This is a genomic window from Methylobacterium sp. UNC378MF (assembly GCF_900103195.1).
Classification (GTDB): Bacteria; Pseudomonadota; Alphaproteobacteria; order Rhizobiales; family Beijerinckiaceae; genus Methylobacterium.
Genome location: NZ_FMWU01000003.1, coordinates 172,939 through 194,626 on the forward strand (window position 1 = coordinate 172,939; position 21,688 = coordinate 194,626).

Genomic DNA, 21,688 nt, shown 5'->3' on the forward strand with positions numbered 1-21,688 from the left:
GGAGCCCCTGCGGGGCTTGCTCCCGAACGCCACGCTAGGCGTCCGGTCCGGACGATGCCGGCGGCATCGGCGGCGGTTCGCTCGCGGCGGCCAAGCGCGCGGATTCGCGCGTCAGCAGCTCGGCGTAGAACCGACGGCGCATGGGTGCGCCGAACGAGCGGAAGGCTGCGATCTCGGGCGGGTAGACCAGCGCCACCGCGGCGATCGCGCGGGCCTCGGCGCTGAACTGCGCCTCGGCGGCGGCCGGTTTGGCGTCGAGGCGCGCGAAGACATCCGCCAGTTCGGGCGGAAGCTCGCGATCGAGCGGGTGGGCACGCTCGATCGCGGCCTCGATACCCTGGAGCCCAGGGCCGGCCACGTTCTCCCGGGCTCGGGCCATGGCCCCGGTCACCCACTCCTCGGCCCCTACACGCAGCGAGAGTGTCCGGGCACGGCCGAGCACCGATGCGGGCTGGACGCCGGCGGCCGCGGCGATCGGCGCGGCGGCGAACAGGCCCAGAAGCCCGCGGCGGTGCGGATTTGCGCTCATCGTCCGAGCGCCCACAGCAAGGCGAGCAGGAGGCCGGCCACCGCGAAGCGGGACGCATGAAGCGCCGCCAGCTGCGGGACGAAGCCACCGCGCCGCGTCCGCCGATGCAGCGCTTCGGATTCGAGGGCGGCAATCGCCATGAGGAGCGTGGCGGCCGTCATTCGGCGGCCTCACGCACGGCGGCCGGCGCCTGGTAGAGGTTCACGAAGTCCGGCCGCGGTTGACGCTGGAACGCCTCGCCGTAGGGCGGGAAGCTGCACGCGCGGACCAGGTCGTAGAACCCGTCCGGCTTCGCACTGTTCTCGCCCACCGGCCAGTCGTGATCGGTCCGGATCGAACGGGCGGCCGCGCGAGTGCGCATCTCGCCGCGCACGGCGAAGATCACGTGCTCCGTCGTGTTCCGGAAGTAGCGGCCGAGGCCGAGATCCGGCTTCGTCCAGGTCAGCAACGTCTTGTGCTTGAACCCGTAGGATTCGAGCAGGCCGAAGGCGACCTGAAGCGTGTTGTTCGTCGCCCAGAGGTAGAGATGGGCGTTGTCCTCGGCCCAGGCCTCGACCGGGACCGCGGCGATCTCCGCGAGGGTCATCGTCGCGTAATCGTGCCCGGCGGCCTCGGAGATGTTGTCCTCCTGCCAGGGCGGATCGAGGACGAGGGTGCGGAAGCGGCCGTCGACCGGCGCGAGGTCCAGAATCCGGATCTCGTCGCGCATCCGCAGCAGCTTGGTGTGCGGGCCGTCGACCTTCCCCTTGGCGTCCATCTCGGCGAGCAGAGGCCCGAACCGGTCCGGATCGGCCGCGGCCGCCTCGCACACGTCCATGATCTTCCGGAGCTGCCGTCCGGAGATGTCGAACCGGCGCCCGATGGCGTCGAGGGTCAGGGAAGGTCGTGAAACTTTCACGAGCTTGAGGCCACCCTTCCCGCCAGCGGCCATGCGCTCGCGGGCCGCCTCCTGCTCCTTGGCCAGGAGAGAGCGGGCCATCGTGTCGATCTCGCTGGGCACAAAACGCAACAGGCCGCGCATCAAGCTTCCCTGGAGGGCGGGCGGAGTACGAGTGGAGCTGGCGCGCGGGGTGGCGCGCCCCGACGTCATGCCGGCGCGAATCCGGACAGCAGATCGGCCTGGGCAGCCGGGGCCGCGGCGATCGCCGGCAGCTCGGGCGCGGCGGCCGGGGCTGCGTAGCCGGGCTCCCACGGGAAACGCAGGGCCGGCGGGACGCAGGTCGGCGCGTAGTGGACGTCGCCGGGAAAGCCGCGCGAGGCCGCGCGGCGGCAGCCGCACGCGCAGCGCGGCAGGTCGGGAATCGGGGAGCGGCTACCGAGGCCTGTGAGCGGGGCAGCCATCTACCGGGCCTCCCGGCTGGGCCAGGACAGGCGCGCGCTCGGATAGGTGCGCTCGATCAGCCGCCCCTCCCGGCGCGCCGTCCAGCGCAGGACGACGAGCAACCCGAGCTGAATCGGCAGCGTAAGCAGCGCCGCGACGCTCGGGTGCACCATGATCGCCGTCGTGACGGAGGCGGCGATCAGGACCCAGAGGGAGGGGGAGCGGGCGGCCACGGCGTCAGTCCTGCGGCTGCGCGATCGCCTGGATCTGCGGCTTGGCGGCCGTGAAGGCCCGCAGCAGACCGTCGTAGGCGCGCTCGTTGGCGTTCACCCACGGGATCGCGGTGACGAACAGCGCGTCGACCGCGATCGTGTCGAGGGCCTTGGTGCCGAAGACGAGGCCGCCCGGCTGGACCCGCGGGTACGTGCCGGCCGGAATCGAGCCGTAGCTGTAGACCGGCTGACCGCGGGCATCCTTCGCCGCTCCGACCATCTCCTGATCGTCGGAGCGGACCAGCACGACGCGGTCGCCCTGCGCCTGCGCGTCGTTCTTGATGAAGGACGCGTTGAGCGCCCCGACCCAGAGCGCGCACTGCACCTGGCTGCCATCGGCCACCGCGGACAGGGCGCGCACGCCCGAGCGCGTGTCGACGTTCACCGGCCCGAAGCGCTTCTTGTCGGCGAGCGCGAAGGCGTCCCAGGTCGTGCGGCCGCCGGAGCCGTCCGGGCCCACCGCTACGGTGTTGGCCTTGCCCAGGTCCGTGATGCGGGAGATCCCCGCGCCGCGGTTGCAGATGAGGTGGACCTGCTCCTGGTAGAGCACGCCGGCGCGCTCGATCGTCGAGAGCGCGGCCGCGTTCTTCGACGAGTAGACCAAGAGCGCGTCGGACTGGACGAAGGCCCCCTCGCAACTTCCGGCCGAGAGCTTGTCCAGGTTGTCGAGCGAGCCCTGCGTGGGCACGACCTCGATCTTCAGGCTCCCGGCCTTGCTCTTCAGCATGTGGCCGGCCCGGAAGTAGTTGCCGGATTCGGAGCCGGTGCAGAGGCGGAAGGTCGGTGGCTCGGCCGCGAGGGCGGCCGAACTGCTGGCGAGGACGAGGGCGAGGGCTGCGAGCGGGGCGCGCATGGACGGGTCTCAGGCTCCAGGAGGGGGGTGGAGGTCGGTGTGCTGGCCGCGCGACCACAGACGCGGATCCCACTCGCGGGCCCGGTCCTCGCAGGCCGCGGCCACCGCGAGGATCGGCGTCGCCACCGAGCCGACGAGCAGGAAGGGGAGTGACAGCCAGCGCAGAGCGGTCGCGACAGCGCGCAGGATGTGCCAGCGGAGGTTCATCGCGAGCCTCCGCCCATGACGAAGGCGAGCTTCTGCCGGATCGCGGCCGCCTCGGCCTCAAGGCGCTCCTGCTCTTCCTGGCGGGCGAGCTCCGCGATCCATTCGTCCGCGTCTTCGCCGAGGACGACGTCGACGAAGCTCATCCGATACCGCCGGATCAGGGCGAGCATGGCGGCGCCGTTCGGCACGGACCCCTGCTCAAGCCACTTCCGGACGGTCTCGGCAGAGACGCCGATCTCGCTCGCTACGTAAGGGGCCGTCTTCTCCGGATGCTTCGCGCGTAGATACGAAGCAACGCGTTCCCCTAAAGTTCTACCGTCAGAAGGGGCAATCCTACCGTTGCTTCGGCCAGACTTTCCCATTGCACTCCTCGATGCTGTGGGCATCGAGGTTGATCGGCCGATAGGTCCGGTCGGGAAGAGCGAGGCGGTCATGGATCGTCCCTCGCCGGGAGGTCGGCAGAACGATGCGGCAGATCACGCGCCGGGGCTGGCAGGCTGTGAGGCGCGTGGAGGTGAGCAGGGGCGGTTCGCATCACGCGGCCGCCCTTCTGCTGTCGGGTGCCCACTCGGGCGAATTACTGCCCGGCATGACGCCGGGACCAGGGGCCGAGGTCAGGCCGTCGCCATCACCCGTCGCCCCCGGCACGACCTTCTCAACGGACTGGCTCGGTGCTGCCGTCGCAGCATCCCCACCGTCGCCCTGGTCGCCTCGGGCCGCTCTGTCCGCGCCATCGCGCGTAGCTCTATCGTCTCCCAAAAGGCGCCGGAGCCCGCAGGCCCCGGCGGAGTCTAGGGAGGAAACGCCCATAGAAGGGCATGCCCGGCCGGCGCTTGCCCAAGCACCGGTCGAACCTCGGACGGCCGTCAGCGGCCGGATCTGTGCGGCTACCGGCTCAACAGGAGCCAGAGACAGAGCGCGGCCGCGGCGGCGATCGCCAGGACGGCCCGCGCAGCCTCGTAGAGCACCGTCGAGCGGGGGCGCCCCTCCGCGACCGCCCTGTCGGCGCGGCGCATCGCCGGCAGCGCCCCCAGCACCAGGAGTACGGCCAACAGGAAGGCAGCGATACGCAGCAGCACAGGAGTCGGCGCCTTGGGCTTGAGCGCGAGGGACGGACACAGATGCGCGGGCGGGGGCCGGCTGTCGAGGGTGCATCAGGCGTCTCCCTCGGGTGAAGAAGGGACCCAGATGCCGTGCGGGATCCCGGCCGCGCCGAAGAACCGGCAGGCCTGCACGATCTCGGCGAAGTTCGCCTGCCGCAGATCGCCAAGCAGAACAGCGCGCAGGCCGCCGGGTGTGATGGCGTACACACCGACCTCGCCGCCGACCGCACCGATGTCGACGCCAGCGACCAGCTGCTCCGGCCGTGCGGCGGCTGCGATCGCGGCCGGAGCTGCGACCGGGGCGAGCCCGAGAAAGGCGAGGACGCTGCGGCGGGAGGGCATCCTAACGCCCCTTGCGGTCGAGGCGCCCGTAGGCGGCCAGAAGCTGCTGCGCCAGCCACAGGAGCTGATCGCGCCGGAGCCCGACCTTCAACTCGGGGCCGCCCCCGACCACTGCCGCGCAGAGCGTGATGGTGCCGGCATCTTCGTCGGTGTCGAGGCTCAGTCGATCTGCGCAGACGTCCCGGTCGTTCGCGCGGGCGGCACGCGTCTTCTCCGCGACCTCGAGCTCCGCCAGCTGCGCCTCGGCATTGGCGCGGCGCGCGAGCGCGGCCTCGTGAGCGTCGCGGGCAGGGACCAGCTCCCCGCCCCGCAGGCAGCTTGCGAGATCGCCGCCTATGCTCCCACCCAGGAACAGGCGCCACTCCTCGCGCTGCGCATCCTGGATCAGGACTTCCGCGCATCCGGGGCGGTTGCGCTCTACCGTGAAGCCGTGGACCGCGATCAGGCGATCGGGCGCTTGGGAAACTGGGGCAGTCTCACCGGGGAGCACCGTCACATCGGCGCCCTGCCCATGGCGGCGGACCGTGACGGTGGCGCCATGCGGGATGGCGACATCCTTCGGCTCGGGACCGTACTCGCTCTCGTCGACGATGCGCAGGGTGGCGGCCATTCACACGTTCTCCGGAGCGAGGGCGGCGGGGATCGGCTCCGCGCCGTAGGGCAGGAGCGACGTCTGGACGGTGGTGCCGTTCGGCCGGATGCCGACGACGTCTTGGCGGGTCGGAAGCTCGACGCCGACGGCCTCGGCGAGGTCGAGCGTCACGCGCTCGGTGGACGGGATCTGCTCGCCCTGCAGCTTGGTGCGCTTGAGCCAGAGGCCGAGGATGTAGCCGTAGAGCCGGACGAGCTGCTCGGCGTCGAAGGGCGAGCGGCCGACCGCTTCGGCGTCGACGTTGATATCGACCCCTTCCATCCGGATCTCGTCGACGTGGTCGGCGAGCTCGCGCAGCTGCTGGACGATCTCGGAGACGCCGACGGCGAGCACCGCGCCCATGACCAAGATCACCGCCGCGAGGCCGGCGGCCGCGTAGAGGATAGCGTCGGAGAGCTCGCTGATCGCGGCGGTGAAGGCGGGGTCGGTCGCCATCTACGCCTGCTCCCGCTCGGCAGAGACGTCGCTGACCAGCGCGAGGCGGGTGGTGCGGCCACGAAGCTTTCGGGCCTCGGCGAGGTCGGCCGCCTGGATGAGATCGGCAGCGATCTGGCGGGCGACCTGAGGCTCGAGCTCGACGATTTGACTGCCGCCGAGCTGGCGATCCTGGACTGCGACCAGGACCGCTCGCATGGGCTGGACCGGGAGAGCGACGGCAAGCGTGGCGCTCATGCCGCGGCTCCCTCGGCGGGGGCAGCGACGCGCTTGGCTTTACGCGCGTCGGATTGGGCCGCCCAATCGGTGAGGCCGACACGCCCCCCGGTCGCGCGCTCGATCCGCACGATCGTCGAAGCGTCCGGTTCGCGCTCCCCGTACTTCCACTTTTTCACGGCATACGGACCGCACTCGCCGAGGCGTTCGGCGAACGCCTCGTCGTCGAGTCCTTCCTCTCGCATGTAGTCGAGCAACCGCATGGCCCAGACGATTCCCCAAATCGGGGATCTCCGTCAAGTGGAGTCTGTCCCAACTTGGGGAGCGACGCACGAACGGCGTTCAGCGATTGTCCCCGCTATGGGGAAAACGGTTCGCCCGCGGAACAACCTGAAGCGTCTGCGCGAGGCGTCTGGCATGACGCAGGAGCAGGCCGCGGCCGCTTTTGGCATGTCCAAGGGCGGCTACATCAAGATCGAGGACGGCGATCGAGGGCTCAAAGCCGAGCGGATCGCCAAGGCCGCCGAAATTTTCAAAGTGCAGCCTTCTGAGATCAGCGACGTTCTCGCTGACATCACCTCTACGGCCACGCCCAAATTCGAGGATGTGCTGCTGGAGCGCGCGCGAGCCGCAACCGCAGAGAGGGACGAGGACCTTCTTTCGGTGGTTGGCGAGGTTGCAGCCGGGCGCTGGATCGAGATCGACGATTTTGTGGACGAGCCTGCGTTCGATCCCGTTCCCGTTCGCTCAGATCCGCGCTGGCCCTCGGAGCATCAATACGGCCTCGTCGTGCGGGGTGAGTCGATCAATCGCTTCGCCGCCGACGGCGATGTGCTCGTCTGCATCTCCGCGATCCCAACCCGCTATCGGCCGAAGGATGGCGACCTCGTCATCGTCGAGCTGCGCCGGAACGCCGGCCTGTTGCGACAGCGCACCGCCAAGCGCTTCTTGAGAACGGACACGCATGTCGAGCTCTGGCCCGACTCGGATCACGAGCGCTGGCAGAAGCCGATCATCATCCCGAAAGGCCTCACACCTCTGGAGTTCTTCCTAGAGGAAGAGGGGGGCGGGATCGAAGCGGAGATCGTCGCCTTCGTCGCCAGCGCGGTGCGGCAGGTGCAGCGCTGGAGGCGGCCGTGACGCGCTATGCCCTGACCGTGATCGTGACGCTCATCGTGTCCGGCTGGGCGGTGTTTGCGTCCGCCAAGGATGGGCATGGCCTCAACTTGGACAGCCCCGGCCTGATCGATGCTGTCGCAACCGTGCTCTATCCATATCAGGACCAAGAAACGTTCACGCGGGTCGACGACAATACCGTACTCGTCGAGATGCCCGGCAATTTTGTACTTCAGCTGCAACGAATGGCGGGACCCGACTGCTCTTTCCAGTCGAGAAAGCTCAACGATGGCAACCCGGTTATCCAGCAGTACAACTTCTCGCAGTTGACTGGTGATTATCGGACCTCGACGCCTCGATACAATTTGACGCCAAGCATTCTCTTCGAGGGCGAAGCTGCCTGGTGCATGAAGGACAACGCCGGCCTGCGGTGTTGGAACGCCATCGAAACACCCGTCGGGGGGATCAACGAGACGCGGAAGGTGCTTCGCGCGATGGCCTTCATCCAGCAGAACTTCTGCCAACCAGCCAAGCCGAAGCGCCCCTTCTGATCGCGGCATGCGGGGCTAGAACGGAAGCTGGTCTGCCAGTCCAGGCGGCACCTTTCCGAAGATCGCCAGCGTGATCGGGTCGGAGCCGTCGTCGTAGTCCGGGTCGACAACTGTCCGCGTGAAAGCAGCTGCGCCGACAGCACGCCCAGTTCTTACCTTCTCCTCGGCAATTTTACAGGCGTCTGAGACGCCGTTACATTCGATGTAGCGTCCCTGGGCAAGCTTGCCCTTCAGCAGGACGAACAACTGCACTCCGTACGCAACGATTGGCTTCAGGGGCATGGACGCTCCTCAACTCTGCGTTGGGCCCATCCGAGCGCCACCCTGGGAACAAATCAAGAACGAAGTTCGATGTTCTCCCCAGGCTGTGGATAGCTGTTGAAAAGCCACCACGCCAAAATTCCCCATAACGGGGTTGACGATGTTCCCCGTTTTGGGGAGGATGCGCCATCGCCCATCGCGATGGAGTCGCCCGTGGCCGCCCGCCGCCGTACCAACTTCCCGACAGACGTCCGCAAGGCCGCCCTCGCGCGCGCCGAAGGGCAGTGCGAGGGCGTGCTTCCGACCGGCTTTCGCTGCGAGGCGGTGCTCCAGGCCAGCCAGTACGTCTTCGACCACGTCGTCACGGACTTTCACGGCGGCCGGGCAGATCTCTCGAACTGCCAAGTGCTCTGCAAAGACTGCGATAGGGCGAAGACTGCGGCTGATCAGACCGCCATCGCCGACACCCGCCGCGCCTACGACGCGCACCATCGCCTGCGGGCGCCCCGCAAGCCGATGGCCGGTGGCCGCTACGACCGGGTGAGAAAGGGCTTCGACGGCCTCACCCGCGACCGGGACACCGGCGCTGTCCGCTCCCGCCTCAGCTCGATTGACGTGAGGGACCTATGAGCGTGCCCGCTCACTCGCCCGCTCCCTGGCATCAGGACAGCGCGCGTCCCGAGATGGTGTTCGACAAGCGGGGTCGCCTCGTCGTCGACTGCGATCACCACGGCATGGGGCCACGCGCGCAAGCCGCGGCCAACGGGGCGCTCGTGGCCGCGGCGCCCGAGATGCTCGTCCAGCTCAAGGGGATGCTCGGCCTCGCCGAGTTCCTGATCAACGCGGTCAACGTCGACACGGACCGGACGAAGGTGGTGGTTCGCATGAACGGCGAGGCGGTCGCCGAAGTACCGATCGCCGTCATCCTCGAGCACACCAAGGCTGCCGTCGTGAAGGCGGAGGGCCGCTGACATGGCCGATCCCATCCTCACCGGTGCGGCCGTCCGCGACATCCTGCTCGCCAGCCTCGCCGGAGATGAGCCGACCGGGCCCACCGTCGACGTCGAAGGCATCATCGCGACGTATCGCTTCAGCGTCGAGGCAATCACCACGGCCACCCCGCAGATCGAGCAGCTGATCGGCGAGCTGGAAGACGCCTTCGTGCAAGGGCGCGGCGGGGGCTGGACCTTCCTCAACCTCTGCAACGACCGCCACGGCCAGCAATGGGCCGATCTGCACACGACGATGGAGGCCCTGTGTGTCCTCGCCATCGCGGCGCGGCGCGGCCAGTGGTGCCTTCCCCGGGAGTACTGGCACGTGATGCCCGGCGGCATGCCGTACGTCGTGTTCTGGCTCGGTGAGCCCGCCACCGCAGAGGGCCGCTGACATGGCCGCCCGCGCCCGCCGCCAGCCCGCGCCCGAGCCGGCGCCGATCACCCCGCCGACGCCGGCCTTCGGCGCCTACCGGCTGGAGGAGATCAAGCCGGGCCGGCAGTGCCGCTTCCCGTGCTCGTCCGTCGGCACGGACCACCGTTTCTGCGGCCGGCCGACCAGCCAGGGCGGCCCGAACAAGCACGGCTCCTGGTGCGACGAGCACCTCGCCGTCGTCTTCGAGGCCTGGCGCCCGGGCGGCCAGGTCCTTCGCCGCGCGGGGAGGGCCTGACATGGCTCGCCTGCGCCCGACCCTCACGCCCGGCCCGAGCCCGACGCTCCGTCAGGCCCGCGTGGCTGCCTTCAACGCCGCCTATCCGGTCGGCGCGCCGATCCTGGTGTGGGTCGGGCAGTTCCGGGACGGCCAGCCCGTCGCCACCGAGGTCGAGGCGCCTGCGCGCTGTGCCGGCAAGACGGGCCCGATGGTCCTGGTGCGCGAGTACGGCTGGATCGCCCTGACGCACGTCTTCCACCGCGCCGATCCGGCCGAGCAGCGCGAGCTATTCCTCGACGCCCGCCGGATCGAGATCGAGAGCGCCGAGCTGCGGGTCGCGCCGGCGATCGCCGAAGGCCTCCGGTTGGCCGCGGCCGCGCGCGGGATCCGCGCCGGCGAGCTCGCCCGCCGCATCGTCGAGACCGTGGTGCGCGAGAGGCTCGTCGAAGCCGTCCTGCAGGACGGCGCAGAGACCGCGGCGCGCCGCCGCTACGGGGAGGCTGCCTGACATGCCCCACGCCAAGGATCATCCGCTCGCCGGCCGCCGCGTGGTGCTCGACGAGAGCACCGGAGAGACGGTCTACGTCGTCGACTGGCTCGACCGCCTGCCGGGGAACGGCACGCTGCTGCGCCCAACCCATCCGGTCGCCCGGGCCTTCCGGAGCCGCCTAGCGGCGCTCGACCTCCACGAGTCCGGCGCCGTCCTCGCCCGCACCAATGACGGCCTGACGCTCGTCCACCACGCCGAGCTGCCCGCCTACGACCCCGTGCCCGTGGGAGTGATCTCGTGAGCCGCCACCTGCTCCTCGACCGGCCGGACCGGCACGTCGTGCTCGGGTTCGACCAGCAGCTCCAGTCCTTCTTCGGGCAAGTGTTCCGCGGGCCGGCCTCGGGCCCGGTCGGCAACGCCTGCGGTGGCTGGCCCACGCGCTCCGGCCTCGGCGGCCGCCGCCCTGTCGCCAGCTCGGCGCAGAAGGCGAACGATCTGTCCGAGCTCAGCGAGTGGGCCAAGGCGCAGATCCCGGATGAGTTCGCGACTGAGCCCCAGGCGGCCTACTACCTCGGCCTCCTGATCGGTCTCCTCTCGCTGGAGTGCAACAGCGGTGAGGACGCGCCCAAGGTGCCGCTGCCGGCCTGCCTGCGGGGGCCGCGCGCATGACCCGCCGGATCGACCTCATCCCCGACCGCCGCGAGCGCGCTGCACTGGAAGCGCTGTGGCGCGCCCAGGGCTGGCCGCAGGCACAGATCGACGGTCTCGGCGATCGCCTGCGGGACGACGAGGTCCTGGACGGCGCGCTCTTCGAGGTCCGGGCAGTCTTGGCGGCCCTCGACGCCTTGCCGGTGCCGCCCCGCAAGGCCGGTCCGCTCAACCCCGCCGACGTGTCTGCCCTCGCGCTCGATGTCGGGGCGCACGTGATGATCGTCCTCGCGTCCGGCCCCGATGCGCTCGACCGCGCCGTCATCTGGGGACGCGGCGTCCCGCCGGCGGTCCTCGATCCCAAAGAGGCTCTCGCGCTTCGCAAGCTCGTCGCCCGGGCGCTGATCGCGATGGACGCCGCCGCTCACCCGCTTCCCGCCGCCCCCGCCTCGAACCCGGAGAACCAGTCGTGATCCAGCGTACCCTCATCCCGACCACGATCCCGATGGCGCGCCGGCTGGCCCGCCTCGACCCCGTCACCCGCATCAGCCCGGCGCTGGCCGCCGCGGCGCTCAAGGCCGAGTTCCTGGCCGAGGACGTCGAGGCGCACCTCTCCGAGGCGATGGCCCTCGTCCCGACCTACGTCGAGCTGGCGGCCTCCGAGCGGCCTTGGATCCAGGCGCTCGGCCACGCCCGCGACGTCGTGGCGATCGCCGTGCTCGCCGCCTTCGGCGCCTACACCTGGGCGATCCTGTCGTGAGCGGCCCGCGCGAAGCCCGGCCGGGCGCCTTTCACGGCGAGCTCGTCGACGTGAGCTGGGACTGGAAGCGTCGGCACTTCGTGGGCCACGTGTCCCTGCCGCTGCAGCTGCTCGACCCGTTCCTGAAGGAAGTGGGCACGCCCCCGCATCCCGATGATCGGGGCGCGCCGGGTCAGCGGATCCCGGTCGCCCTGCTCGCCTGTTACGGCCCGACCGAGGGCATCCAGGACGAGGAGGTCATCGCCGCGGCCGCGCTCGACGCGCTGATCCGGCTCGCCGAGCAGGGGCGCCTTCGCAGCAACGGGCAGCTCGCCCTCAGCGGCCGCATGCAGCGGTTCGACGACGCCCGGGCCCGGGCCGCCGGCGTGAGCATCCCCGACCGCGGGGAGCTGCCGTGATGGCCTACGACCTCATCAAGCAGACGCACCCGCACGCGCCGACCGCCATCGGCGCCCGCGTGGTCGAACGTCTCTCCGGCCGCCTCGGGACGGTGGCGCCGCCCCGCGCCGGGCTGAAGGGCATCGCCGTCCGCTTCGACGGCCGCTTCGGGGTCGCCGACTGCCCGCCGGAACGCCTGGACTACGCCGCCCCGCCTCCCGCTCCCTCGCCGCTGTGGTGCGCCCGATGACGACGCTCAGTCCCCGCCGAGATGCGCTGGTGGCCGCATTCGCCGCCGCCAACGAAGCCGCCAAGGCGCTTCCTCCGCCAAAGGATCGCCTGGAGGCGATCAATCGCGAGCTCGCGCACGCCGTCATGGAAAGCGCCCTGACCCCGATCGCGGAAGCGATGGATCTGGGCGTCGACGGCCGCACCACGAGCGTGATGTTGGCGAGCGCGATCGCCAACGTGATCGCGAGCTTCTGCCTTTCGTGCGCTGACGGGGACGAGGGTTCCGCGGAGCGCATCGCGATCGTGCTCTTGGACTCGCTCGTCGACCGGGTGCGGGACATCTTCGACAAGCCTGCCACGATCGATATCGTGCAGGAGTTCCGCGCCCCGACCCAGGGGCGCGCCCAATGAACGCCGCCCCATCCCGCTCCGGCGCGCTGCTCGGCCAGATCGCGGCGACGCTCAACCTCCCGGTCGAGCACTTCACCGCGCCCCGCCGCGAGTCCCCCGTGGCCGAGCAGAGCCCCAGCGTGCATGTCGCCGCACTGCTCCTCGACCCCGCGGGCGCACGTCTCGCCGCCGCCTTCTACCGCATGCCGCGCGATCAGCGCGTGTCACTCGCCAACACCGCAGAGGTGATCGTCGACCTGTCGACGCCGCTCGCCACCGCCGCGACCGGGGAGCCGCGCTGATGCTCCGTCAGGGCGCCCCCGTTCGCGAGTTCACGGATGCTGCCGCCCTGCAGGCGCACTACCGCGCCCTGCGGGAGCGGACCTGGGCGCTCCGCACGGTGCGTCCCCGCCAGGAGCATGGCCGCACGCGGGCCCTCGTCGAGGCGCAGCGCGAGCGGGTCCAGCGAGAGGCTCAAGAGCGTGAAGCGGCCGCGCTCGCGGCTCGGTCCGAGATGGACGCGCGCGTCTTTCAGGTCCTCGACCCAGAGCAGACCGCCCGCGAGCCCAAGCGCATCATCGCCCGCGTCGCCGAGGCCTTCGGGTTCGCCTACGCGGACATCCTCAGCTTCAGCCAGGTCGCGCCGCTCGTGCGGGCGCGCTGGGCGGCGATCGTCGCGGTGCGTGAAGCCCGCCCAGATCTGTCGTTCGGGCAGCTCGGGCGTGCCTTCGACCGCGACCCGACCGGGATCCGCTACGCGCTGCGCAGGGTAGCCGTCCTAGGCGTCCCTCAGCCGCCGGTCGCCCGTGAGCCCGAGCGGATCATCGACGACGTGGCGGCCGCCTTCGGCATCACCCGGGCCGAGATCATCGGTCCCGGCAAGACCGCGCCGCTGATCCGCGCCCGCTGGGCCGCGATCGCCGCCGTCCGCGCGGCGCGTCCGGACCTCCCGCTCGTCGGCCTGGGCCGCCTGTTCGGCGATCGCGACCATACCACCATTCGCAACGCGCTGCTGAGGATGGCGGTCGAGGGCGTGCCGCAGCCCCCTTGCCAGGGTGGGTGCACATGACCGGCCGCTCCGCCCCGCTCGCCCTCGCCATGGGCCTTTTCGTCCTGTCGATCGCCGTCGCGATCGTGCTGATCCCGTGGCTCGACGAGCAGCTGCGGAAGGCGATCGCGCGGAAGGAGGCGGCGGAGCGAGCGGCCAACGACAACACCCAGGCCGAGGCCCAAGCCGCGCCACCCCTCCCATCCGCCGCCGAGGCCCGTTCGTGATCCAGCAAAAGATCCTGCATTTCCACGTCTGCGGCGGGGCCGGCGGCGGCGCCAAGGGCTTCAACCGCGGTCAGGCCCGCGTCGGCCATGTCGTGGCCAAGCCGCGGTGCATCGGCGGCGTCGACGTCGACCCGGCTGGCATCGCCGACTTCGACCGCGTCGCGGGCGTGCCCGGCACCGTGCTCGACCTCTTCACGGCCGAGCAGTACGCGGCGTTCCATGGTCGCGTGCCGCCGTCAGGCTGGCGCGAGGCCTCGCCGCAGGACTTCCAGCGCGCCGCCCATGGCGAGCGCCCGCACGTCGTCTTCATGTCGGCGCCCTGCAAGGGCTTCTCCGGCCTGCTCTCGGACAAGCTCTCGGTCAGCGCGAAGTACCAGGCGCTGAACGGCCTCACCCTGCGCGCCGTCTGGCTCACCCTGGAGGCGTGGCAGGACGATCCGCCCGAGTTCATCCTGTTCGAGAACGTGCCGCGCATCGCGACCCGCGGGCGGCAGCTCCTCGACCAGATCGGCGCGCTGCTCACCGCCTACGGCTACGTGTTCGCCGAGACGACGCACGACTGCGGCGTGCTGGGCGGCCTCGCGCAGAGCCGGAAGCGCTTCCTCTTGGTGGCCCGGCACGCGCAGAAGGTCCCGCCCTTCCTGTACGAGCCCGAGAAGAAGCGCCTGCGCGGCGTCGGCGAGGTCCTCGACGCGCTCCCGCTCCCGGGCGACCCGGCCGCGGGCCCGATGCACCGGATGCCGGCGCTCCAGTGGAAGACGTGGGTGCGCCTCGCGTTCGTCGAGGCCGGGTCGGACTGGCGCTCGCTCAACCGCCTGCGCATCGCCGACGGCATTCTGCAGGACTACGCGATCGAGCCGGGCGCGAACTGGCATCGCGGCGTCCTCGGCGTCCGGGCGTGGGATGAGACGGCCGGCGTCGTCACGGGGCGCGGCTCGCCGACCACCGGCACCTTCGCGGTAGCCGATCCCCGCCCGGGCTACGGGCACGAGTACGCGCAACTCGGCGTGAAGCGGTGGGATCAGACGGCGGGCGTGGTCACCGGCCAGAAATCGCCCGGGCAAGGGACGCTCTCCGTCGCCGACCCGCGGACCGGCTTTTCCCGAGGTGCGCACACCAACATCTTCCGCATCGTGCCTTGGGGTGATCATGCCCGCACGGTGACGGGAGCCCGGCACGTCACCGGCGCTGCGGCCTGCGTGGCGGATCCCCGCGCAGCCGCGGGCTTCCGGGGCGCGGGCAAGTATCGCGTCACCGGCTACGGCGAGGCGGCCGGCACCGTCATCGGCGCGTCGACGACTGGGCAGGGCGCCTTCGCGCTGGCGGATCCGCGGCCGGCCCGCCCGTGGCGCGATCAGACCATGGGCGTGCTGGCGCTGGACGAGCCAGTCGGCGCGATCACCGCACAGGCCGAGGCGACCACCGGGCGCTTCGCCGTTGCTGATCCGCGCTGCACCTGGGCCGGCACCGCACACCGGAACAAGCTCAAGGTGGTGCCGTACGGGAGCGCCGCCGGCACGGTGACGGGCGCGGACCGCATCGGCTCCGGAGCGCTGTGCGTCGCCGACCCGCGGCCCGAGTTCGCCCGCGGCGGCCGGGAGGTGTTCCAGAACGGCGGCCACTACGGCGTCACGCCCTGGAGCGGATCGGCCTACGCGGTCACCGGCTCCGGCCAGCACGACAACGGCCGCTGGTCCGTGGCCGACCCGCGCGAGCCCGCCGAGATCGATCCGCCCGCCGCGCTGCCGGCGCCAGACGACCGCCTCGTCGCGGTGATCCAGGCGCTCGACGGGACCTGGCACCGGCCCTTCACCACCTTCGAGCTCGCCGCGCTCCAGAGCTACGTCGGGCCCGAAGACGTCGGCTTCGCCATGCACGGCCAGTCCGACAGCGCCTGGCGCGAGCGGATCGGCAATATGGTCCCGCCCGCCGCGGCCGAGGCCGTCATGGGCGTGATCGCCCGGACGCTGCTGCTCGCGAAGGCCGGCGAGACCTTCCTGCTGTCGAGCGAGCCGATCTGGGTCCGCCCCGTGGCGATCGCCGCGTCGCTCGACCTGCCTCTTACATCTGGGGAGGCCTGACGTGGTCGCCTACAGCTTCAAGAAGTGGTTCGGGCCGCCCATCCTCGCCGGCACCAAGGCGCAGACGATCCGGGCCGAACGGAAGCGTCACGCCCGCCCGGGCGAGCTCGTGCAGCTCTACACCGGGATGCGCACCCGCCAGTGCCGGCGGCTGGGTGAGACACCCTGCCTGTCCGTCAATCCGATCCGGATCGAGCTGCCGCGCGCGCGGCGCGTGCCGGAGGTCCTGATCTTCGACGCCGAGGGTGCGCTCGCGGAGCACTGGCTCACGGCGCGCGCCCTCCAGAACTTCGCCCGGGCCGACGGCTTCGCCGACTTCGACGAGTTGCACGCCTTCTGGCGCGCCGAGCATCCCGGCGTCGACACTTTCCACGGTGTGCTGATCCGATGGCAGCCGCTCGTGGCGGCCGACGCGCTCGATATCGCGGGAGTAGCTGCATGACACGCGTCGTTCCGCAGCCCCGCGACTTCATCGCGACGCTTCCCCGCCTGCGCCTCACCCCGCAGCAGTTCGAGGACCTGCGCGACTACAGCGCCAGCTACCCGACGGGCACGACCCCCGGGAAGATGTGGCGGCGCCTCGATGGCGCGTTCGACCACGCCTTCGTCCGCGCCGGCGGCCAGCCCTACTGGATGGTGATGCAGTACGATCCGGCGGCGCCTTCCGATGCCGAGATCGAGTCCATGAAGGCCCGCGGCGAGCCGGTGCTGACGCGGATAGCCATCCTGCGGTTCAAGCCGGTCATCGTGCTCCGCGCCGACGCGCGGCCCTCGGCTGCTGAGGTTGCAGCATGACCCGCCGCGCCCCCAAGCTCCCACCGCCGACCATGCAGGAGCGCGCCGACGCGGCGATCGCCGCCCGCACCCTGGCCGCCGCCATCGCCGATCCGTCCACTCGGGGGGAGCGCAGCGTCGCGTTCCTCGACTTCAGCAACCCGCGCCGCGGCGAGTGTCACGTCACCTGGGCGAACCTACCGGGCTTCCTCCAGGTCAACGACCGCTTCCACCACGCCTGCCTCCCCGGCTGGGAATACACCCGGGCTGAGGTCGAGCTGGAGATGATCCCGGACCTGCGGGCGCTGGCCGAACACGGCGTTCGGCCGGCAGTGGCGACGAACGGCCGACCGCTGACCCCTGACCTTTTCGGGGTGATGTCGTGAAGCCGGCCCCTGTCTCCGACCTCCTCACGCCTCCGAAAGCCCGCGTGCCCGCGAAGCCCATCACGGCGGCCGACGTGCGCGTCGCGCTTCGCCGCCGCTTCTGCGCGCCGGAGTGGGCGCTGCTGTTCGAGGTTGGCGACGCCACCGGCGCCCGGCACACGCGCTTCGCCGATGCGGTCGCCATGAGCCTGTGGCCGAGCCGTGGCCTCGAGCTCCACGGCATGGAGATCAAGGTCAGCCGGTACGACTGGCGCAACGAGCGCAAGCGGCCGGAGAAGGCAGAGACGATTGCCGCGTATTGCGACCGGTGGTGGCTCGTCACGGGCCCCGGCGTCGTCGAGAGCTCGGACGAGATCCCGCCGGCCTGGGGCTGGATCGACTTCGACGGCGAGCGGCTGACCACCGTCCGCGAGGCGACCCGCACGGACGCCAAAGACTGCGATCGCCGCTTCCTCGCCGCGCTCCTCCGCCGGGCTTCCAAGACGGACGACGCCGCCGTCGAGGCCGCGATCACCCGACGGATGCGCGAGAAGGAAGAGGCGTTCGACGAGCGCGTCCGGCGAGCCGTCGAGATGCGCGTAGGGGACCGCGACCAGGTCATCCGCGATGTCGAGGCCTTCGAGGCCGCGGCCGGCTTCAAGATCAGCGAATTCCGCGGGTTCAACTGGGACGCTGAGGAGACCGGCCGCGCCGTCGCCGCGCTGAAGAAGAGCGGCGTCGACAAGGCCTTCCACGGCCTCCAGCACGCCGCCGAGACGCTGCGCAGCTGTGCCGCCCGTGTCGAAGAGGCCCTGGCTGAGATCGGGCTGCCGCCGCGCAAGCCGCCGACGGAGAGCAAGAGAACCAAGAGGGGCCGCGCATGATTGCCGACCTCTTCAACCTCGATCGTGCCCTCACGCCGCAGGAGCGAAAACGCCTCAAGGCCGGCACCACTCCGAAGGGCTACGCTGCGCTGCCCGGTACCGGCCCGGCCGGTGAAACCTGCGGATCCTGTGCGCACGTCGTCCGCCGGCAGATGGCGCGGGTCTACCTGAAATGCGGGCTGATGCGCCGGGGCTGGACCGCCGGCATCGCCAGTGACGTGCGGGCGAAGGCGCCGGCGTGCAGCCGCTGGGCTGCGCCTGAGGCGACGGAGGCCGGGTCATGAAGCCCGTCCCGGTCCCGATCGGCGTCGCGGAGATCTCCGGGGGCTTCCTCGTGAGCCTGCCGCGTCAGTTCTGGCTCGTGGTGGGCCTGCGCAAGACGTTTCCGCGCCTGCAGGCCGCAGCCGCGCCTTGGACGTACCTCGTCCCAGCTGGGCGGGACGTGGCCGCCCGGATCGAGGCGTGGATCGCCGAGGTCGAGCTGCAGGTGCGCGCCGAAGCGCGACGCCGCGCCTGGACTGCTACGGACGCCGAGTGGAACGGCGCTGGCGAGCCCGAGGCGCCCCGGCCGGTCGCGGCCGAGCCGGCGATCATCGTCCTGCCGAGGAAGCGGACCGCGAAGCCGGTGCTGCAGCTGCTCGCCGATCTCACGGCCGGCGCTGTCCTGGTGGTGACCGTCAGCGACGATGGCGCGCGTGGCTACCGGCTCGCGCCCTCCGGCCGCCGGATCCGCACGGCTGTCGCCGAGCGCGCGATCGCGCTGCGCCTGATCGTGCCGGGCAACGACGGCCTGTTCGGTCCCGAGTGGTCGCAGACCTGGCGTGCCCCGACACCGCAAGAGGTCGCAGCTGCCACACCGAAGAAGGCCCGGAAGAAGGCCGCCCGGCCGGCCCGGGCCCGTCGATCCACCCCGCAACCTCAGGAGGCCCGCCCATGACGTCGCCGTCCATGATCCATGCCGCCCGCCGCGCGCCCGACGCGCTCGACCACGTCATCCGCATGGTGCGGGTGATGCAGGAGCGGACGTCAGGCCCCGAGGAGGCCTGCACCATCGTCCACCTGTTCCAGGCGGGCTTCACCGAGGCGCAGGTCCACGCCTATCGCGATCCGGCCCGCGCGCTGATGCAGGGCCTGCCTACCGGCCTGCGCTACAACCCGCCTGGGCGTCTGGCCGCGAAGCTCGCTCTCGGTCGTGTCCCCGAGATCCGGGCCGCCTTCGCGCGGCGCCAAGCGGCGGAGCGGCCCACCTGGTCGGCGCCCGTGGTCACCGAGGCTGCATCCGCATGACCGCCGCCTCCGATCGCCTGAAGGCGAAGATCTCCGCCCTGCGCGCCAAGACGACGGGCGCCGGCTGCACGGAAGCTGAAGCGATGGCCGCGGCCGAGGTCGCTGCGCGGCTGATGCGGGAGCACGGCTTGTCGGAGGACGAGCTGGTGATGACGGAGTCGACGGCGGCCGAGGCCTCGTCGCGGCCGAACTGGCGTTGGGATCTGGTCAACACGATCGCGGCCGTCACCAACACGGCCGCGATCTGGCAGTGGAACCGCCAGTTCCTGTTCATCGGTCGGTCGCCGGGCCCGGAGGTTGCGGCCTACCTGCGCGACCTGTGCGTCCGCTCGGTCGAAGCCGAGGTGAAGCGCTTCCAGGCGGGCGAGTTCTACCGTCGCCGACGCAACCTGCGCACCCGACGGGCAGCCACGACCGACTTCACCGACGCGATGGTCCTGCGGCTGCGCCAACGGCTGACCGCGCTGTTCCGCGAGTCGCGCGATCCGACCGCGCTCGCGGCCGCGCAGCGTGTCCTGGATGCGCGCTTCCCCGACACCCGGGAGTGCGGGCGATCTGCGCGTGACCCGCGGTTCCAGGACGCTGCCTGGGCCGGCCATCGCGCCGGCGATCGCGCCCGCCTCGACCGCGGCGTCACCAACGCCGGCACGGCGCCGGCCGGTCTCATCGAGAGGGCATCATGACTGCAGGCCTGTCCACATCGGGCGACGTCGCCGCCGCCGAAGGCGTCGCGGCCGACGAGCTGAAGCAGTTCATCGAGCGCCTGGAGCGCCTCGAGGAAGAGAAGGCCGGCATCATGGGCGACATCAAGGAGGTGTTCGCCGAGCTGAAGGGCCGGGGCTTCGACGCGAAGGCCGTCCGCACGATCCTGCGCATCCGCAAGCAGGACCACAGCGAGCGCCAGGAGCAGGAGGCGATCCTCGAGCTCTACATGCAGGCGCTGGGGCTCGCGTAATGCAGCGCCGCACCCCACGGATCATCTGCAAGTACTCGTGCGGCGACGCGAGCGCGGTGGCGACCAAGCTCACCATCGCGAAGCACCGCGGCACAGACCGTGAGGTCGTCGTCCTCAACAGCGACTCGCGGTCCGAGCACCCGGACAATGCCCGCTTCCGGCGCGACTGCGAGCGGTGGTTCGGCCAGCCCATCGTGGTCGTGGCCTCGGACCGCTTCCGCGACATCGACGACGTGTTCGTCCGTGAGCGGTTCATGAGGAGCCACCGCGGCGCGGTCTGCACCGGCGCGATGAAGCGCGAGCCGGCCAACGCCTTCCAGCGTCCGACCGACGTGCTGGTGTTCGGCTACACCGTCGAGGAACAGGATCGAGCGGCCCGCCTGCGCTCGCAGAGCGTCGAGGCGATGGAGTTCCCGCTGATTGAGGCGGGGCTCACCAAGGCCGACTGCCACGCGATCGTGGCCCGCGCCGGGATTGAGCTGCCGGCGATGTACCGGCTCGGCTTCCGCAACAACAACTGCCTCGGCTGCGTGAAGGGAGGCATGGGGTACTGGAACCACACCCGGAAGGTGTTCCCCGAGGTGTTCGCCAGACGCGCCGCCCAGCAGCGCGCGCTCCGCCTCAACGCGGCGTTCTGGCGGGAGCCGGACGGCACGCCGATCATGCTCGACGAGCTCGATCCGAACCGCGGCGACCATGACGGAGAGCCGGCGATCGACTGCTCCATCATGTGCGTGCTGGCCGAGCAGGACATCGGAGACGCGGCATGAGCGCAGCGCCCGCCCCGCCCCCAATCGCTCTCGAAGATCTCGACCGCGACGAGCTGCTACAGCTCATCAAGGCGCGGCTTTCCTTCAACCTGCGTCCCGCAGAGCTGTGGCGGGCGCGCTGGGACGTCCTCGCCCGTCGGGCGCTGGATGCCCGCGAGCGGGAGCTGGAGGCCTTCTCCGCATACGTCGCGGCCTTTGCGCCGATGGATCCCGCATCGGTCGCGCAATCCTTCGTCGACCCCGTCGCGGTCCGGGAGGCCAAGCGGGTCGAGCGGGAGCGCGCCGATCGCGCGGCCAAGCGCCTCGAGGCTGCCCGAGACAGGGCCTGGGACGCGCTGCAAGCCAGCCACGGAAGGACCGCCGCATGACCGAACGGCTCGCAACACAGCGAAAGCGCTACCGCATGGGCGATCCGCTCCTGCCCTTCGTAGAGGGCAACATGGGCGCGCTCAGGGTCCTCACCGATCTGTCGCAGAAGATCCAGGGCATGGATTTCATGATGTTCGTCCTCGACCTAGACGACATGAACATCCGCGGCTCGCAGATCTGGGTCGCCTACAAGGATGTCTGCAACACGGACCTCGACGTCCTGATCAAACGGGTGAAGGGCCGCGACGCGACGCTCGCTGAGGCGATCAACAAGGTTTGCCCGGACGGTGAGCGGGCCGTGGCGCATGGAGCCAGCTTTGCGCACCTCTGACACATCCGCTTGGGCGCTGGCCGCCCGTCCCATCGCCGGCGGCGTCCAGCTCGGGCTCGACGTCCTGGGCCGTGATCTCACCGTGGCGCTCGACCTGACGCGCGAAGAGGCGCGCGCCTTCGCCCGGGCGCTCCTCGCCGCTGCCGGCGACGCGACCGAGCGCACCTTCCCGCACCCGCAGATCCCGGAGGCGTGAG

General features: G+C 70.9%; 46 protein-coding genes. 31 read left to right on the top strand and 15 right to left on the bottom strand.

Annotation, left to right across the window (positions count from 1 at the left end):
• Nucleotides 1–34: 34 nt before the first annotated feature.
• From BLT59_RS04345 to BLT59_RS04405, 14 genes are all read right to left on the bottom strand, one after another.
• Nucleotides 35–529 carry a hypothetical protein gene (locus BLT59_RS04345; protein WP_091776896.1) on the bottom strand — a complete coding sequence of 165 codons (495 nt, stop codon included), beginning with the start codon at nucleotides 527–529 and terminating at the stop codon, nucleotides 35–37.
• Entirely contained in the window at nucleotides 526–690 is a 165-nt protein-coding gene (locus tag BLT59_RS31150; protein WP_165923124.1) for a hypothetical protein, read from the bottom strand. Before BLT59_RS31150 ends, BLT59_RS04345 begins: the two co-directional genes overlap by 4 nt.
• A complete protein-coding gene (locus tag BLT59_RS04350; protein WP_244513834.1) occupies nucleotides 687–1,508 on the bottom strand; it encodes an MT-A70 family methyltransferase in 822 nt (273 codons plus the stop codon). Before BLT59_RS04350 ends, BLT59_RS31150 begins: the two co-directional genes overlap by 4 nt.
• A gap of 107 nt (nucleotides 1,509–1,615) precedes the next feature.
• Nucleotides 1,616–1,870 (bottom strand): hypothetical protein, encoded by a 255-nt coding sequence (locus BLT59_RS04355; RefSeq protein ID WP_091776897.1) that lies wholly within the window; start codon nucleotides 1,868–1,870, stop codon nucleotides 1,616–1,618.
• Nucleotides 1,871–2,083 (bottom strand): hypothetical protein, encoded by a 213-nt coding sequence (locus BLT59_RS04360; RefSeq protein WP_091776899.1) that lies wholly within the window; start codon nucleotides 2,081–2,083, stop codon nucleotides 1,871–1,873.
• A 4-nt stretch (nucleotides 2,084–2,087) separates the two neighbouring features.
• On the bottom strand, nucleotides 2,088–2,975 hold the full coding sequence (locus BLT59_RS04365; protein ID WP_091776901.1) for a TAXI family TRAP transporter solute-binding subunit: 888 nt from the start codon (nucleotides 2,973–2,975) through the stop codon (nucleotides 2,088–2,090).
• Between the two features lie 9 nt (nucleotides 2,976–2,984).
• A complete protein-coding gene (locus BLT59_RS04370; RefSeq protein WP_091776903.1) occupies nucleotides 2,985–3,182 on the bottom strand; it encodes a hypothetical protein in 198 nt (65 codons plus the stop codon).
• The gene (locus tag BLT59_RS04375; RefSeq protein WP_091776905.1) at nucleotides 3,179–3,370 is read right to left on the bottom strand and encodes a hypothetical protein; all 192 of its coding nucleotides are present in this window, start codon (nucleotides 3,368–3,370) and stop codon (nucleotides 3,179–3,181) included. The genes BLT59_RS04370 and BLT59_RS04375 overlap by 4 nt, the downstream gene beginning before the upstream one ends.
• 699 nt (nucleotides 3,371–4,069) lie before the next feature.
• Nucleotides 4,070–4,261: a hypothetical protein gene (locus tag BLT59_RS04380; protein ID WP_091776907.1), complete on the bottom strand. Its 192-nt coding sequence runs from the start codon at nucleotides 4,259–4,261 to the stop codon at nucleotides 4,070–4,072.
• Between the two features lie 75 nt (nucleotides 4,262–4,336).
• The gene (locus BLT59_RS04385) at nucleotides 4,337–4,627 is read right to left on the bottom strand and encodes a hypothetical protein (RefSeq protein WP_091776909.1); all 291 of its coding nucleotides are present in this window, start codon (nucleotides 4,625–4,627) and stop codon (nucleotides 4,337–4,339) included.
• A gap of 1 nt (nucleotide 4,628) precedes the next feature.
• Nucleotides 4,629–5,237, bottom strand: coding sequence for a hypothetical protein (locus tag BLT59_RS04390; RefSeq protein ID WP_091776911.1), 609 nt, complete (start codon nucleotides 5,235–5,237; stop codon nucleotides 4,629–4,631).
• A complete protein-coding gene (locus BLT59_RS04395) occupies nucleotides 5,238–5,714 on the bottom strand; it encodes a hypothetical protein (protein ID WP_091776913.1) in 477 nt (158 codons plus the stop codon).
• On the bottom strand, nucleotides 5,715–5,951 hold the full coding sequence (locus tag BLT59_RS04400) for a hypothetical protein (protein WP_091776915.1): 237 nt from the start codon (nucleotides 5,949–5,951) through the stop codon (nucleotides 5,715–5,717). It abuts the gene before it with no gap.
• The gene (locus BLT59_RS04405; protein WP_091776917.1) at nucleotides 5,948–6,193 is read right to left on the bottom strand and encodes a helix-turn-helix domain-containing protein; all 246 of its coding nucleotides are present in this window, start codon (nucleotides 6,191–6,193) and stop codon (nucleotides 5,948–5,950) included. Before BLT59_RS04405 ends, BLT59_RS04400 begins: the two co-directional genes overlap by 4 nt.
• A 97-nt stretch (nucleotides 6,194–6,290) precedes the next feature.
• On the opposite strand from BLT59_RS04405, the gene BLT59_RS04410 reads away from it, so the two are divergent.
• Both BLT59_RS04410 and BLT59_RS04415 read left to right on the top strand, forming a co-directional pair.
• Nucleotides 6,291–7,070, top strand: coding sequence for a LexA family transcriptional regulator (locus BLT59_RS04410; protein ID WP_280141033.1), 780 nt, complete (start codon nucleotides 6,291–6,293; stop codon nucleotides 7,068–7,070).
• Nucleotides 7,067–7,597 (top strand): hypothetical protein, encoded by a 531-nt coding sequence (locus tag BLT59_RS04415; protein WP_091776921.1) that lies wholly within the window; start codon nucleotides 7,067–7,069, stop codon nucleotides 7,595–7,597. Before BLT59_RS04410 ends, BLT59_RS04415 begins: the two co-directional genes overlap by 4 nt.
• A gap of 15 nt (nucleotides 7,598–7,612) precedes the next feature.
• On the opposite strand, the gene BLT59_RS04420 is transcribed toward BLT59_RS04415, so the two are convergent.
• Nucleotides 7,613–7,879, bottom strand: a complete 267-nt coding sequence (locus BLT59_RS04420; RefSeq protein WP_091776922.1) for a hypothetical protein — start codon at nucleotides 7,877–7,879, stop codon at nucleotides 7,613–7,615.
• Between the two features lie 96 nt (nucleotides 7,880–7,975).
• On the opposite strand from BLT59_RS04420, the gene BLT59_RS04425 reads away from it, so the two are divergent.
• The 29 genes from BLT59_RS04425 to BLT59_RS04565 are packed head-to-tail and all read left to right on the top strand — an operon-like array spanning nucleotide 7,976 to nucleotide 21,687.
• Entirely contained in the window at nucleotides 7,976–8,488 is a 513-nt protein-coding gene (locus BLT59_RS04425; protein ID WP_139173940.1) for an HNH endonuclease, read from the top strand.
• Nucleotides 8,485–8,829 carry a hypothetical protein gene (locus BLT59_RS04430; RefSeq protein WP_139173943.1) on the top strand — a complete coding sequence of 115 codons (345 nt, stop codon included), beginning with the start codon at nucleotides 8,485–8,487 and terminating at the stop codon, nucleotides 8,827–8,829. Before BLT59_RS04425 ends, BLT59_RS04430 begins: the two co-directional genes overlap by 4 nt.
• A 1-nt stretch (nucleotide 8,830) precedes the next feature.
• Nucleotides 8,831–9,244 (top strand): hypothetical protein, encoded by a 414-nt coding sequence (locus BLT59_RS04435; RefSeq protein WP_091776927.1) that lies wholly within the window; start codon nucleotides 8,831–8,833, stop codon nucleotides 9,242–9,244.
• A gap of 1 nt (nucleotide 9,245) precedes the next feature.
• On the top strand, nucleotides 9,246–9,521 hold the full coding sequence (locus BLT59_RS04440; protein WP_091776928.1) for a hypothetical protein: 276 nt from the start codon (nucleotides 9,246–9,248) through the stop codon (nucleotides 9,519–9,521).
• 1 nt (nucleotide 9,522) lies between these two features.
• A complete protein-coding gene (locus tag BLT59_RS04445; protein ID WP_091776930.1) occupies nucleotides 9,523–10,011 on the top strand; it encodes a hypothetical protein in 489 nt (162 codons plus the stop codon).
• Between the two features lies 1 nt (nucleotide 10,012).
• Complete coding sequence (locus BLT59_RS04450) at nucleotides 10,013–10,294, top strand: hypothetical protein (RefSeq protein ID WP_091776931.1); 282 nt, start codon at nucleotides 10,013–10,015, stop codon at nucleotides 10,292–10,294.
• Nucleotides 10,291–10,662: a hypothetical protein gene (locus BLT59_RS04455; protein ID WP_091776933.1), complete on the top strand. Its 372-nt coding sequence runs from the start codon at nucleotides 10,291–10,293 to the stop codon at nucleotides 10,660–10,662. The genes BLT59_RS04450 and BLT59_RS04455 overlap by 4 nt, the downstream gene beginning before the upstream one ends.
• On the top strand, nucleotides 10,659–11,114 hold the full coding sequence (locus BLT59_RS04460; protein WP_091776935.1) for a hypothetical protein: 456 nt from the start codon (nucleotides 10,659–10,661) through the stop codon (nucleotides 11,112–11,114). Before BLT59_RS04455 ends, BLT59_RS04460 begins: the two co-directional genes overlap by 4 nt.
• Entirely contained in the window at nucleotides 11,111–11,401 is a 291-nt protein-coding gene (locus BLT59_RS04465) for a hypothetical protein (protein ID WP_091776937.1), read from the top strand. The genes BLT59_RS04460 and BLT59_RS04465 overlap by 4 nt, the downstream gene beginning before the upstream one ends.
• On the top strand, nucleotides 11,398–11,799 hold the full coding sequence (locus BLT59_RS04470; RefSeq protein ID WP_091776939.1) for a hypothetical protein: 402 nt from the start codon (nucleotides 11,398–11,400) through the stop codon (nucleotides 11,797–11,799). The genes BLT59_RS04465 and BLT59_RS04470 overlap by 4 nt, the downstream gene beginning before the upstream one ends.
• On the top strand, nucleotides 11,799–12,029 hold the full coding sequence (locus BLT59_RS04475; protein WP_091776941.1) for a hypothetical protein: 231 nt from the start codon (nucleotides 11,799–11,801) through the stop codon (nucleotides 12,027–12,029). The genes BLT59_RS04470 and BLT59_RS04475 overlap by 1 nt, the downstream gene beginning before the upstream one ends.
• Nucleotides 12,026–12,421: a hypothetical protein gene (locus tag BLT59_RS04480; protein ID WP_139173946.1), complete on the top strand. Its 396-nt coding sequence runs from the start codon at nucleotides 12,026–12,028 to the stop codon at nucleotides 12,419–12,421. Before BLT59_RS04475 ends, BLT59_RS04480 begins: the two co-directional genes overlap by 4 nt.
• Nucleotides 12,418–12,702, top strand: a complete 285-nt coding sequence (locus BLT59_RS04485) for a hypothetical protein (protein WP_091776945.1) — start codon at nucleotides 12,418–12,420, stop codon at nucleotides 12,700–12,702. Before BLT59_RS04480 ends, BLT59_RS04485 begins: the two co-directional genes overlap by 4 nt.
• Complete coding sequence (locus BLT59_RS04490) at nucleotides 12,702–13,469, top strand: helix-turn-helix domain-containing protein (protein ID WP_091776947.1); 768 nt, start codon at nucleotides 12,702–12,704, stop codon at nucleotides 13,467–13,469. Before BLT59_RS04485 ends, BLT59_RS04490 begins: the two co-directional genes overlap by 1 nt.
• A complete protein-coding gene (locus BLT59_RS04495; RefSeq protein WP_139173949.1) occupies nucleotides 13,466–13,675 on the top strand; it encodes a hypothetical protein in 210 nt (69 codons plus the stop codon). The genes BLT59_RS04490 and BLT59_RS04495 overlap by 4 nt, the downstream gene beginning before the upstream one ends.
• Entirely contained in the window at nucleotides 13,672–15,756 is a 2,085-nt protein-coding gene (locus BLT59_RS04500) for a DNA cytosine methyltransferase (RefSeq protein WP_091776951.1), read from the top strand. The genes BLT59_RS04495 and BLT59_RS04500 overlap by 4 nt, the downstream gene beginning before the upstream one ends.
• 1 nt (nucleotide 15,757) lies before the next feature.
• Nucleotides 15,758–16,198: an ASCH domain-containing protein gene (locus BLT59_RS04505; RefSeq protein WP_091776952.1), complete on the top strand. Its 441-nt coding sequence runs from the start codon at nucleotides 15,758–15,760 to the stop codon at nucleotides 16,196–16,198.
• Nucleotides 16,195–16,551: a hypothetical protein gene (locus BLT59_RS04510; protein ID WP_091776954.1), complete on the top strand. Its 357-nt coding sequence runs from the start codon at nucleotides 16,195–16,197 to the stop codon at nucleotides 16,549–16,551. Before BLT59_RS04505 ends, BLT59_RS04510 begins: the two co-directional genes overlap by 4 nt.
• Entirely contained in the window at nucleotides 16,548–16,916 is a 369-nt protein-coding gene (locus tag BLT59_RS04515; protein WP_091776956.1) for a hypothetical protein, read from the top strand. The genes BLT59_RS04510 and BLT59_RS04515 overlap by 4 nt, the downstream gene beginning before the upstream one ends.
• Before the next feature lie 44 nt (nucleotides 16,917–16,960).
• Nucleotides 16,961–17,779, top strand: a complete 819-nt coding sequence (locus BLT59_RS04520; RefSeq protein ID WP_244513836.1) for an MmcB family DNA repair protein — start codon at nucleotides 16,961–16,963, stop codon at nucleotides 17,777–17,779.
• Nucleotides 17,776–18,063, top strand: a complete 288-nt coding sequence (locus BLT59_RS04525) for a hypothetical protein (RefSeq protein WP_091776957.1) — start codon at nucleotides 17,776–17,778, stop codon at nucleotides 18,061–18,063. The genes BLT59_RS04520 and BLT59_RS04525 overlap by 4 nt, the downstream gene beginning before the upstream one ends.
• Nucleotides 18,060–18,716, top strand: a complete 657-nt coding sequence (locus BLT59_RS04530; protein WP_091776959.1) for a hypothetical protein — start codon at nucleotides 18,060–18,062, stop codon at nucleotides 18,714–18,716. The genes BLT59_RS04525 and BLT59_RS04530 overlap by 4 nt, the downstream gene beginning before the upstream one ends.
• On the top strand, nucleotides 18,713–19,066 hold the full coding sequence (locus BLT59_RS04535) for a hypothetical protein (protein WP_091776961.1): 354 nt from the start codon (nucleotides 18,713–18,715) through the stop codon (nucleotides 19,064–19,066). The genes BLT59_RS04530 and BLT59_RS04535 overlap by 4 nt, the downstream gene beginning before the upstream one ends.
• Complete coding sequence (locus BLT59_RS04540; RefSeq protein ID WP_091776963.1) at nucleotides 19,063–19,749, top strand: DUF7168 domain-containing protein; 687 nt, start codon at nucleotides 19,063–19,065, stop codon at nucleotides 19,747–19,749. Before BLT59_RS04535 ends, BLT59_RS04540 begins: the two co-directional genes overlap by 4 nt.
• Nucleotides 19,746–20,021, top strand: a complete 276-nt coding sequence (locus BLT59_RS04545) for a DUF2312 domain-containing protein (RefSeq protein ID WP_091776965.1) — start codon at nucleotides 19,746–19,748, stop codon at nucleotides 20,019–20,021. Before BLT59_RS04540 ends, BLT59_RS04545 begins: the two co-directional genes overlap by 4 nt.
• The gene (locus BLT59_RS04550) at nucleotides 20,021–20,791 is read left to right on the top strand and encodes a hypothetical protein (RefSeq protein WP_091776967.1); all 771 of its coding nucleotides are present in this window, start codon (nucleotides 20,021–20,023) and stop codon (nucleotides 20,789–20,791) included. The genes BLT59_RS04545 and BLT59_RS04550 overlap by 1 nt, the downstream gene beginning before the upstream one ends.
• The gene (locus BLT59_RS04555; protein WP_091776969.1) at nucleotides 20,788–21,159 is read left to right on the top strand and encodes a hypothetical protein; all 372 of its coding nucleotides are present in this window, start codon (nucleotides 20,788–20,790) and stop codon (nucleotides 21,157–21,159) included. Before BLT59_RS04550 ends, BLT59_RS04555 begins: the two co-directional genes overlap by 4 nt.
• A complete protein-coding gene (locus tag BLT59_RS04560) occupies nucleotides 21,156–21,491 on the top strand; it encodes a hypothetical protein (RefSeq protein WP_091776971.1) in 336 nt (111 codons plus the stop codon). The genes BLT59_RS04555 and BLT59_RS04560 overlap by 4 nt, the downstream gene beginning before the upstream one ends.
• Entirely contained in the window at nucleotides 21,466–21,687 is a 222-nt protein-coding gene (locus BLT59_RS04565) for a hypothetical protein (protein WP_175543928.1), read from the top strand. Before BLT59_RS04560 ends, BLT59_RS04565 begins: the two co-directional genes overlap by 26 nt.
• Nucleotide 21,688: the final 1 nt, after the last annotated feature.

What these genes read in the sequence shown, in the direction of transcription:
- BLT59_RS04345 (WP_091776896.1), bottom strand. Translation starts at nt 529, where the DNA reads ATGAGCGCAAATCCGCACCGCCGCGGGCTTCTGGGCCTGTTCGCCGCC.
- BLT59_RS31150 (WP_165923124.1), bottom strand. Translation starts at nt 690, where the DNA reads ATGACGGCCGCCACGCTCCTCATGGCGATTGCCGCCCTCGAATCCGAA.
- BLT59_RS04350 (WP_244513834.1), bottom strand. Translation starts at nt 1,508, where the DNA reads ATGGCCCGCTCTCTCCTGGCCAAGGAGCAGGAGGCGGCCCGCGAGCGC.
- BLT59_RS04355 (WP_091776897.1), bottom strand. Translation starts at nt 1,870, where the DNA reads ATGGCTGCCCCGCTCACAGGCCTCGGTAGCCGCTCCCCGATTCCCGAC.
- BLT59_RS04365 (WP_091776901.1), bottom strand. Translation starts at nt 2,975, where the DNA reads ATGCGCGCCCCGCTCGCAGCCCTCGCCCTCGTCCTCGCCAGCAGTTCG.
- BLT59_RS04370 (WP_091776903.1), bottom strand. Translation starts at nt 3,182, where the DNA reads ATGAACCTCCGCTGGCACATCCTGCGCGCTGTCGCGACCGCTCTGCGC.
- BLT59_RS04385 (WP_091776909.1), bottom strand. Translation starts at nt 4,627, where the DNA reads ATGCCCTCCCGCCGCAGCGTCCTCGCCTTTCTCGGGCTCGCCCCGGTC.
- BLT59_RS04390 (WP_091776911.1), bottom strand. Translation starts at nt 5,237, where the DNA reads ATGGCCGCCACCCTGCGCATCGTCGACGAGAGCGAGTACGGTCCCGAG.
- BLT59_RS04395 (WP_091776913.1), bottom strand. Translation starts at nt 5,714, where the DNA reads ATGGCGACCGACCCCGCCTTCACCGCCGCGATCAGCGAGCTCTCCGAC.
- BLT59_RS04400 (WP_091776915.1), bottom strand. Translation starts at nt 5,951, where the DNA reads ATGAGCGCCACGCTTGCCGTCGCTCTCCCGGTCCAGCCCATGCGAGCG.
- BLT59_RS04405 (WP_091776917.1), bottom strand. Translation starts at nt 6,193, where the DNA reads ATGCGGTTGCTCGACTACATGCGAGAGGAAGGACTCGACGACGAGGCG.
- BLT59_RS04410 (WP_280141033.1), top strand. Translation starts at nt 6,291, where the DNA reads ATGGGGAAAACGGTTCGCCCGCGGAACAACCTGAAGCGTCTGCGCGAG.
- BLT59_RS04420 (WP_091776922.1), bottom strand. Translation starts at nt 7,879, where the DNA reads ATGCCCCTGAAGCCAATCGTTGCGTACGGAGTGCAGTTGTTCGTCCTG.
- BLT59_RS04430 (WP_139173943.1), top strand. Translation starts at nt 8,485, where the DNA reads ATGAGCGTGCCCGCTCACTCGCCCGCTCCCTGGCATCAGGACAGCGCG.
- BLT59_RS04435 (WP_091776927.1), top strand. Translation starts at nt 8,831, where the DNA reads ATGGCCGATCCCATCCTCACCGGTGCGGCCGTCCGCGACATCCTGCTC.
- BLT59_RS04440 (WP_091776928.1), top strand. Translation starts at nt 9,246, where the DNA reads ATGGCCGCCCGCGCCCGCCGCCAGCCCGCGCCCGAGCCGGCGCCGATC.
- BLT59_RS04445 (WP_091776930.1), top strand. Translation starts at nt 9,523, where the DNA reads ATGGCTCGCCTGCGCCCGACCCTCACGCCCGGCCCGAGCCCGACGCTC.
- BLT59_RS04450 (WP_091776931.1), top strand. Translation starts at nt 10,013, where the DNA reads ATGCCCCACGCCAAGGATCATCCGCTCGCCGGCCGCCGCGTGGTGCTC.
- BLT59_RS04460 (WP_091776935.1), top strand. Translation starts at nt 10,659, where the DNA reads ATGACCCGCCGGATCGACCTCATCCCCGACCGCCGCGAGCGCGCTGCA.
- BLT59_RS04475 (WP_091776941.1), top strand. Translation starts at nt 11,799, where the DNA reads ATGGCCTACGACCTCATCAAGCAGACGCACCCGCACGCGCCGACCGCC.
- BLT59_RS04480 (WP_139173946.1), top strand. Translation starts at nt 12,026, where the DNA reads ATGACGACGCTCAGTCCCCGCCGAGATGCGCTGGTGGCCGCATTCGCC.
- BLT59_RS04485 (WP_091776945.1), top strand. Translation starts at nt 12,418, where the DNA reads ATGAACGCCGCCCCATCCCGCTCCGGCGCGCTGCTCGGCCAGATCGCG.
- BLT59_RS04490 (WP_091776947.1), top strand. Translation starts at nt 12,702, where the DNA reads ATGCTCCGTCAGGGCGCCCCCGTTCGCGAGTTCACGGATGCTGCCGCC.
- BLT59_RS04495 (WP_139173949.1), top strand. Translation starts at nt 13,466, where the DNA reads ATGACCGGCCGCTCCGCCCCGCTCGCCCTCGCCATGGGCCTTTTCGTC.
- BLT59_RS04510 (WP_091776954.1), top strand. Translation starts at nt 16,195, where the DNA reads ATGACACGCGTCGTTCCGCAGCCCCGCGACTTCATCGCGACGCTTCCC.
- BLT59_RS04515 (WP_091776956.1), top strand. Translation starts at nt 16,548, where the DNA reads ATGACCCGCCGCGCCCCCAAGCTCCCACCGCCGACCATGCAGGAGCGC.
- BLT59_RS04525 (WP_091776957.1), top strand. Translation starts at nt 17,776, where the DNA reads ATGATTGCCGACCTCTTCAACCTCGATCGTGCCCTCACGCCGCAGGAG.
- BLT59_RS04530 (WP_091776959.1), top strand. Translation starts at nt 18,060, where the DNA reads ATGAAGCCCGTCCCGGTCCCGATCGGCGTCGCGGAGATCTCCGGGGGC.
- BLT59_RS04535 (WP_091776961.1), top strand. Translation starts at nt 18,713, where the DNA reads ATGACGTCGCCGTCCATGATCCATGCCGCCCGCCGCGCGCCCGACGCG.
- BLT59_RS04540 (WP_091776963.1), top strand. Translation starts at nt 19,063, where the DNA reads ATGACCGCCGCCTCCGATCGCCTGAAGGCGAAGATCTCCGCCCTGCGC.
- BLT59_RS04545 (WP_091776965.1), top strand. Translation starts at nt 19,746, where the DNA reads ATGACTGCAGGCCTGTCCACATCGGGCGACGTCGCCGCCGCCGAAGGC.
- BLT59_RS04550 (WP_091776967.1), top strand. Translation starts at nt 20,021, where the DNA reads ATGCAGCGCCGCACCCCACGGATCATCTGCAAGTACTCGTGCGGCGAC.
- BLT59_RS04555 (WP_091776969.1), top strand. Translation starts at nt 20,788, where the DNA reads ATGAGCGCAGCGCCCGCCCCGCCCCCAATCGCTCTCGAAGATCTCGAC.
- BLT59_RS04560 (WP_091776971.1), top strand. Translation starts at nt 21,156, where the DNA reads ATGACCGAACGGCTCGCAACACAGCGAAAGCGCTACCGCATGGGCGAT.
- BLT59_RS04565 (WP_175543928.1), top strand. Translation starts at nt 21,466, where the DNA reads ATGGAGCCAGCTTTGCGCACCTCTGACACATCCGCTTGGGCGCTGGCC.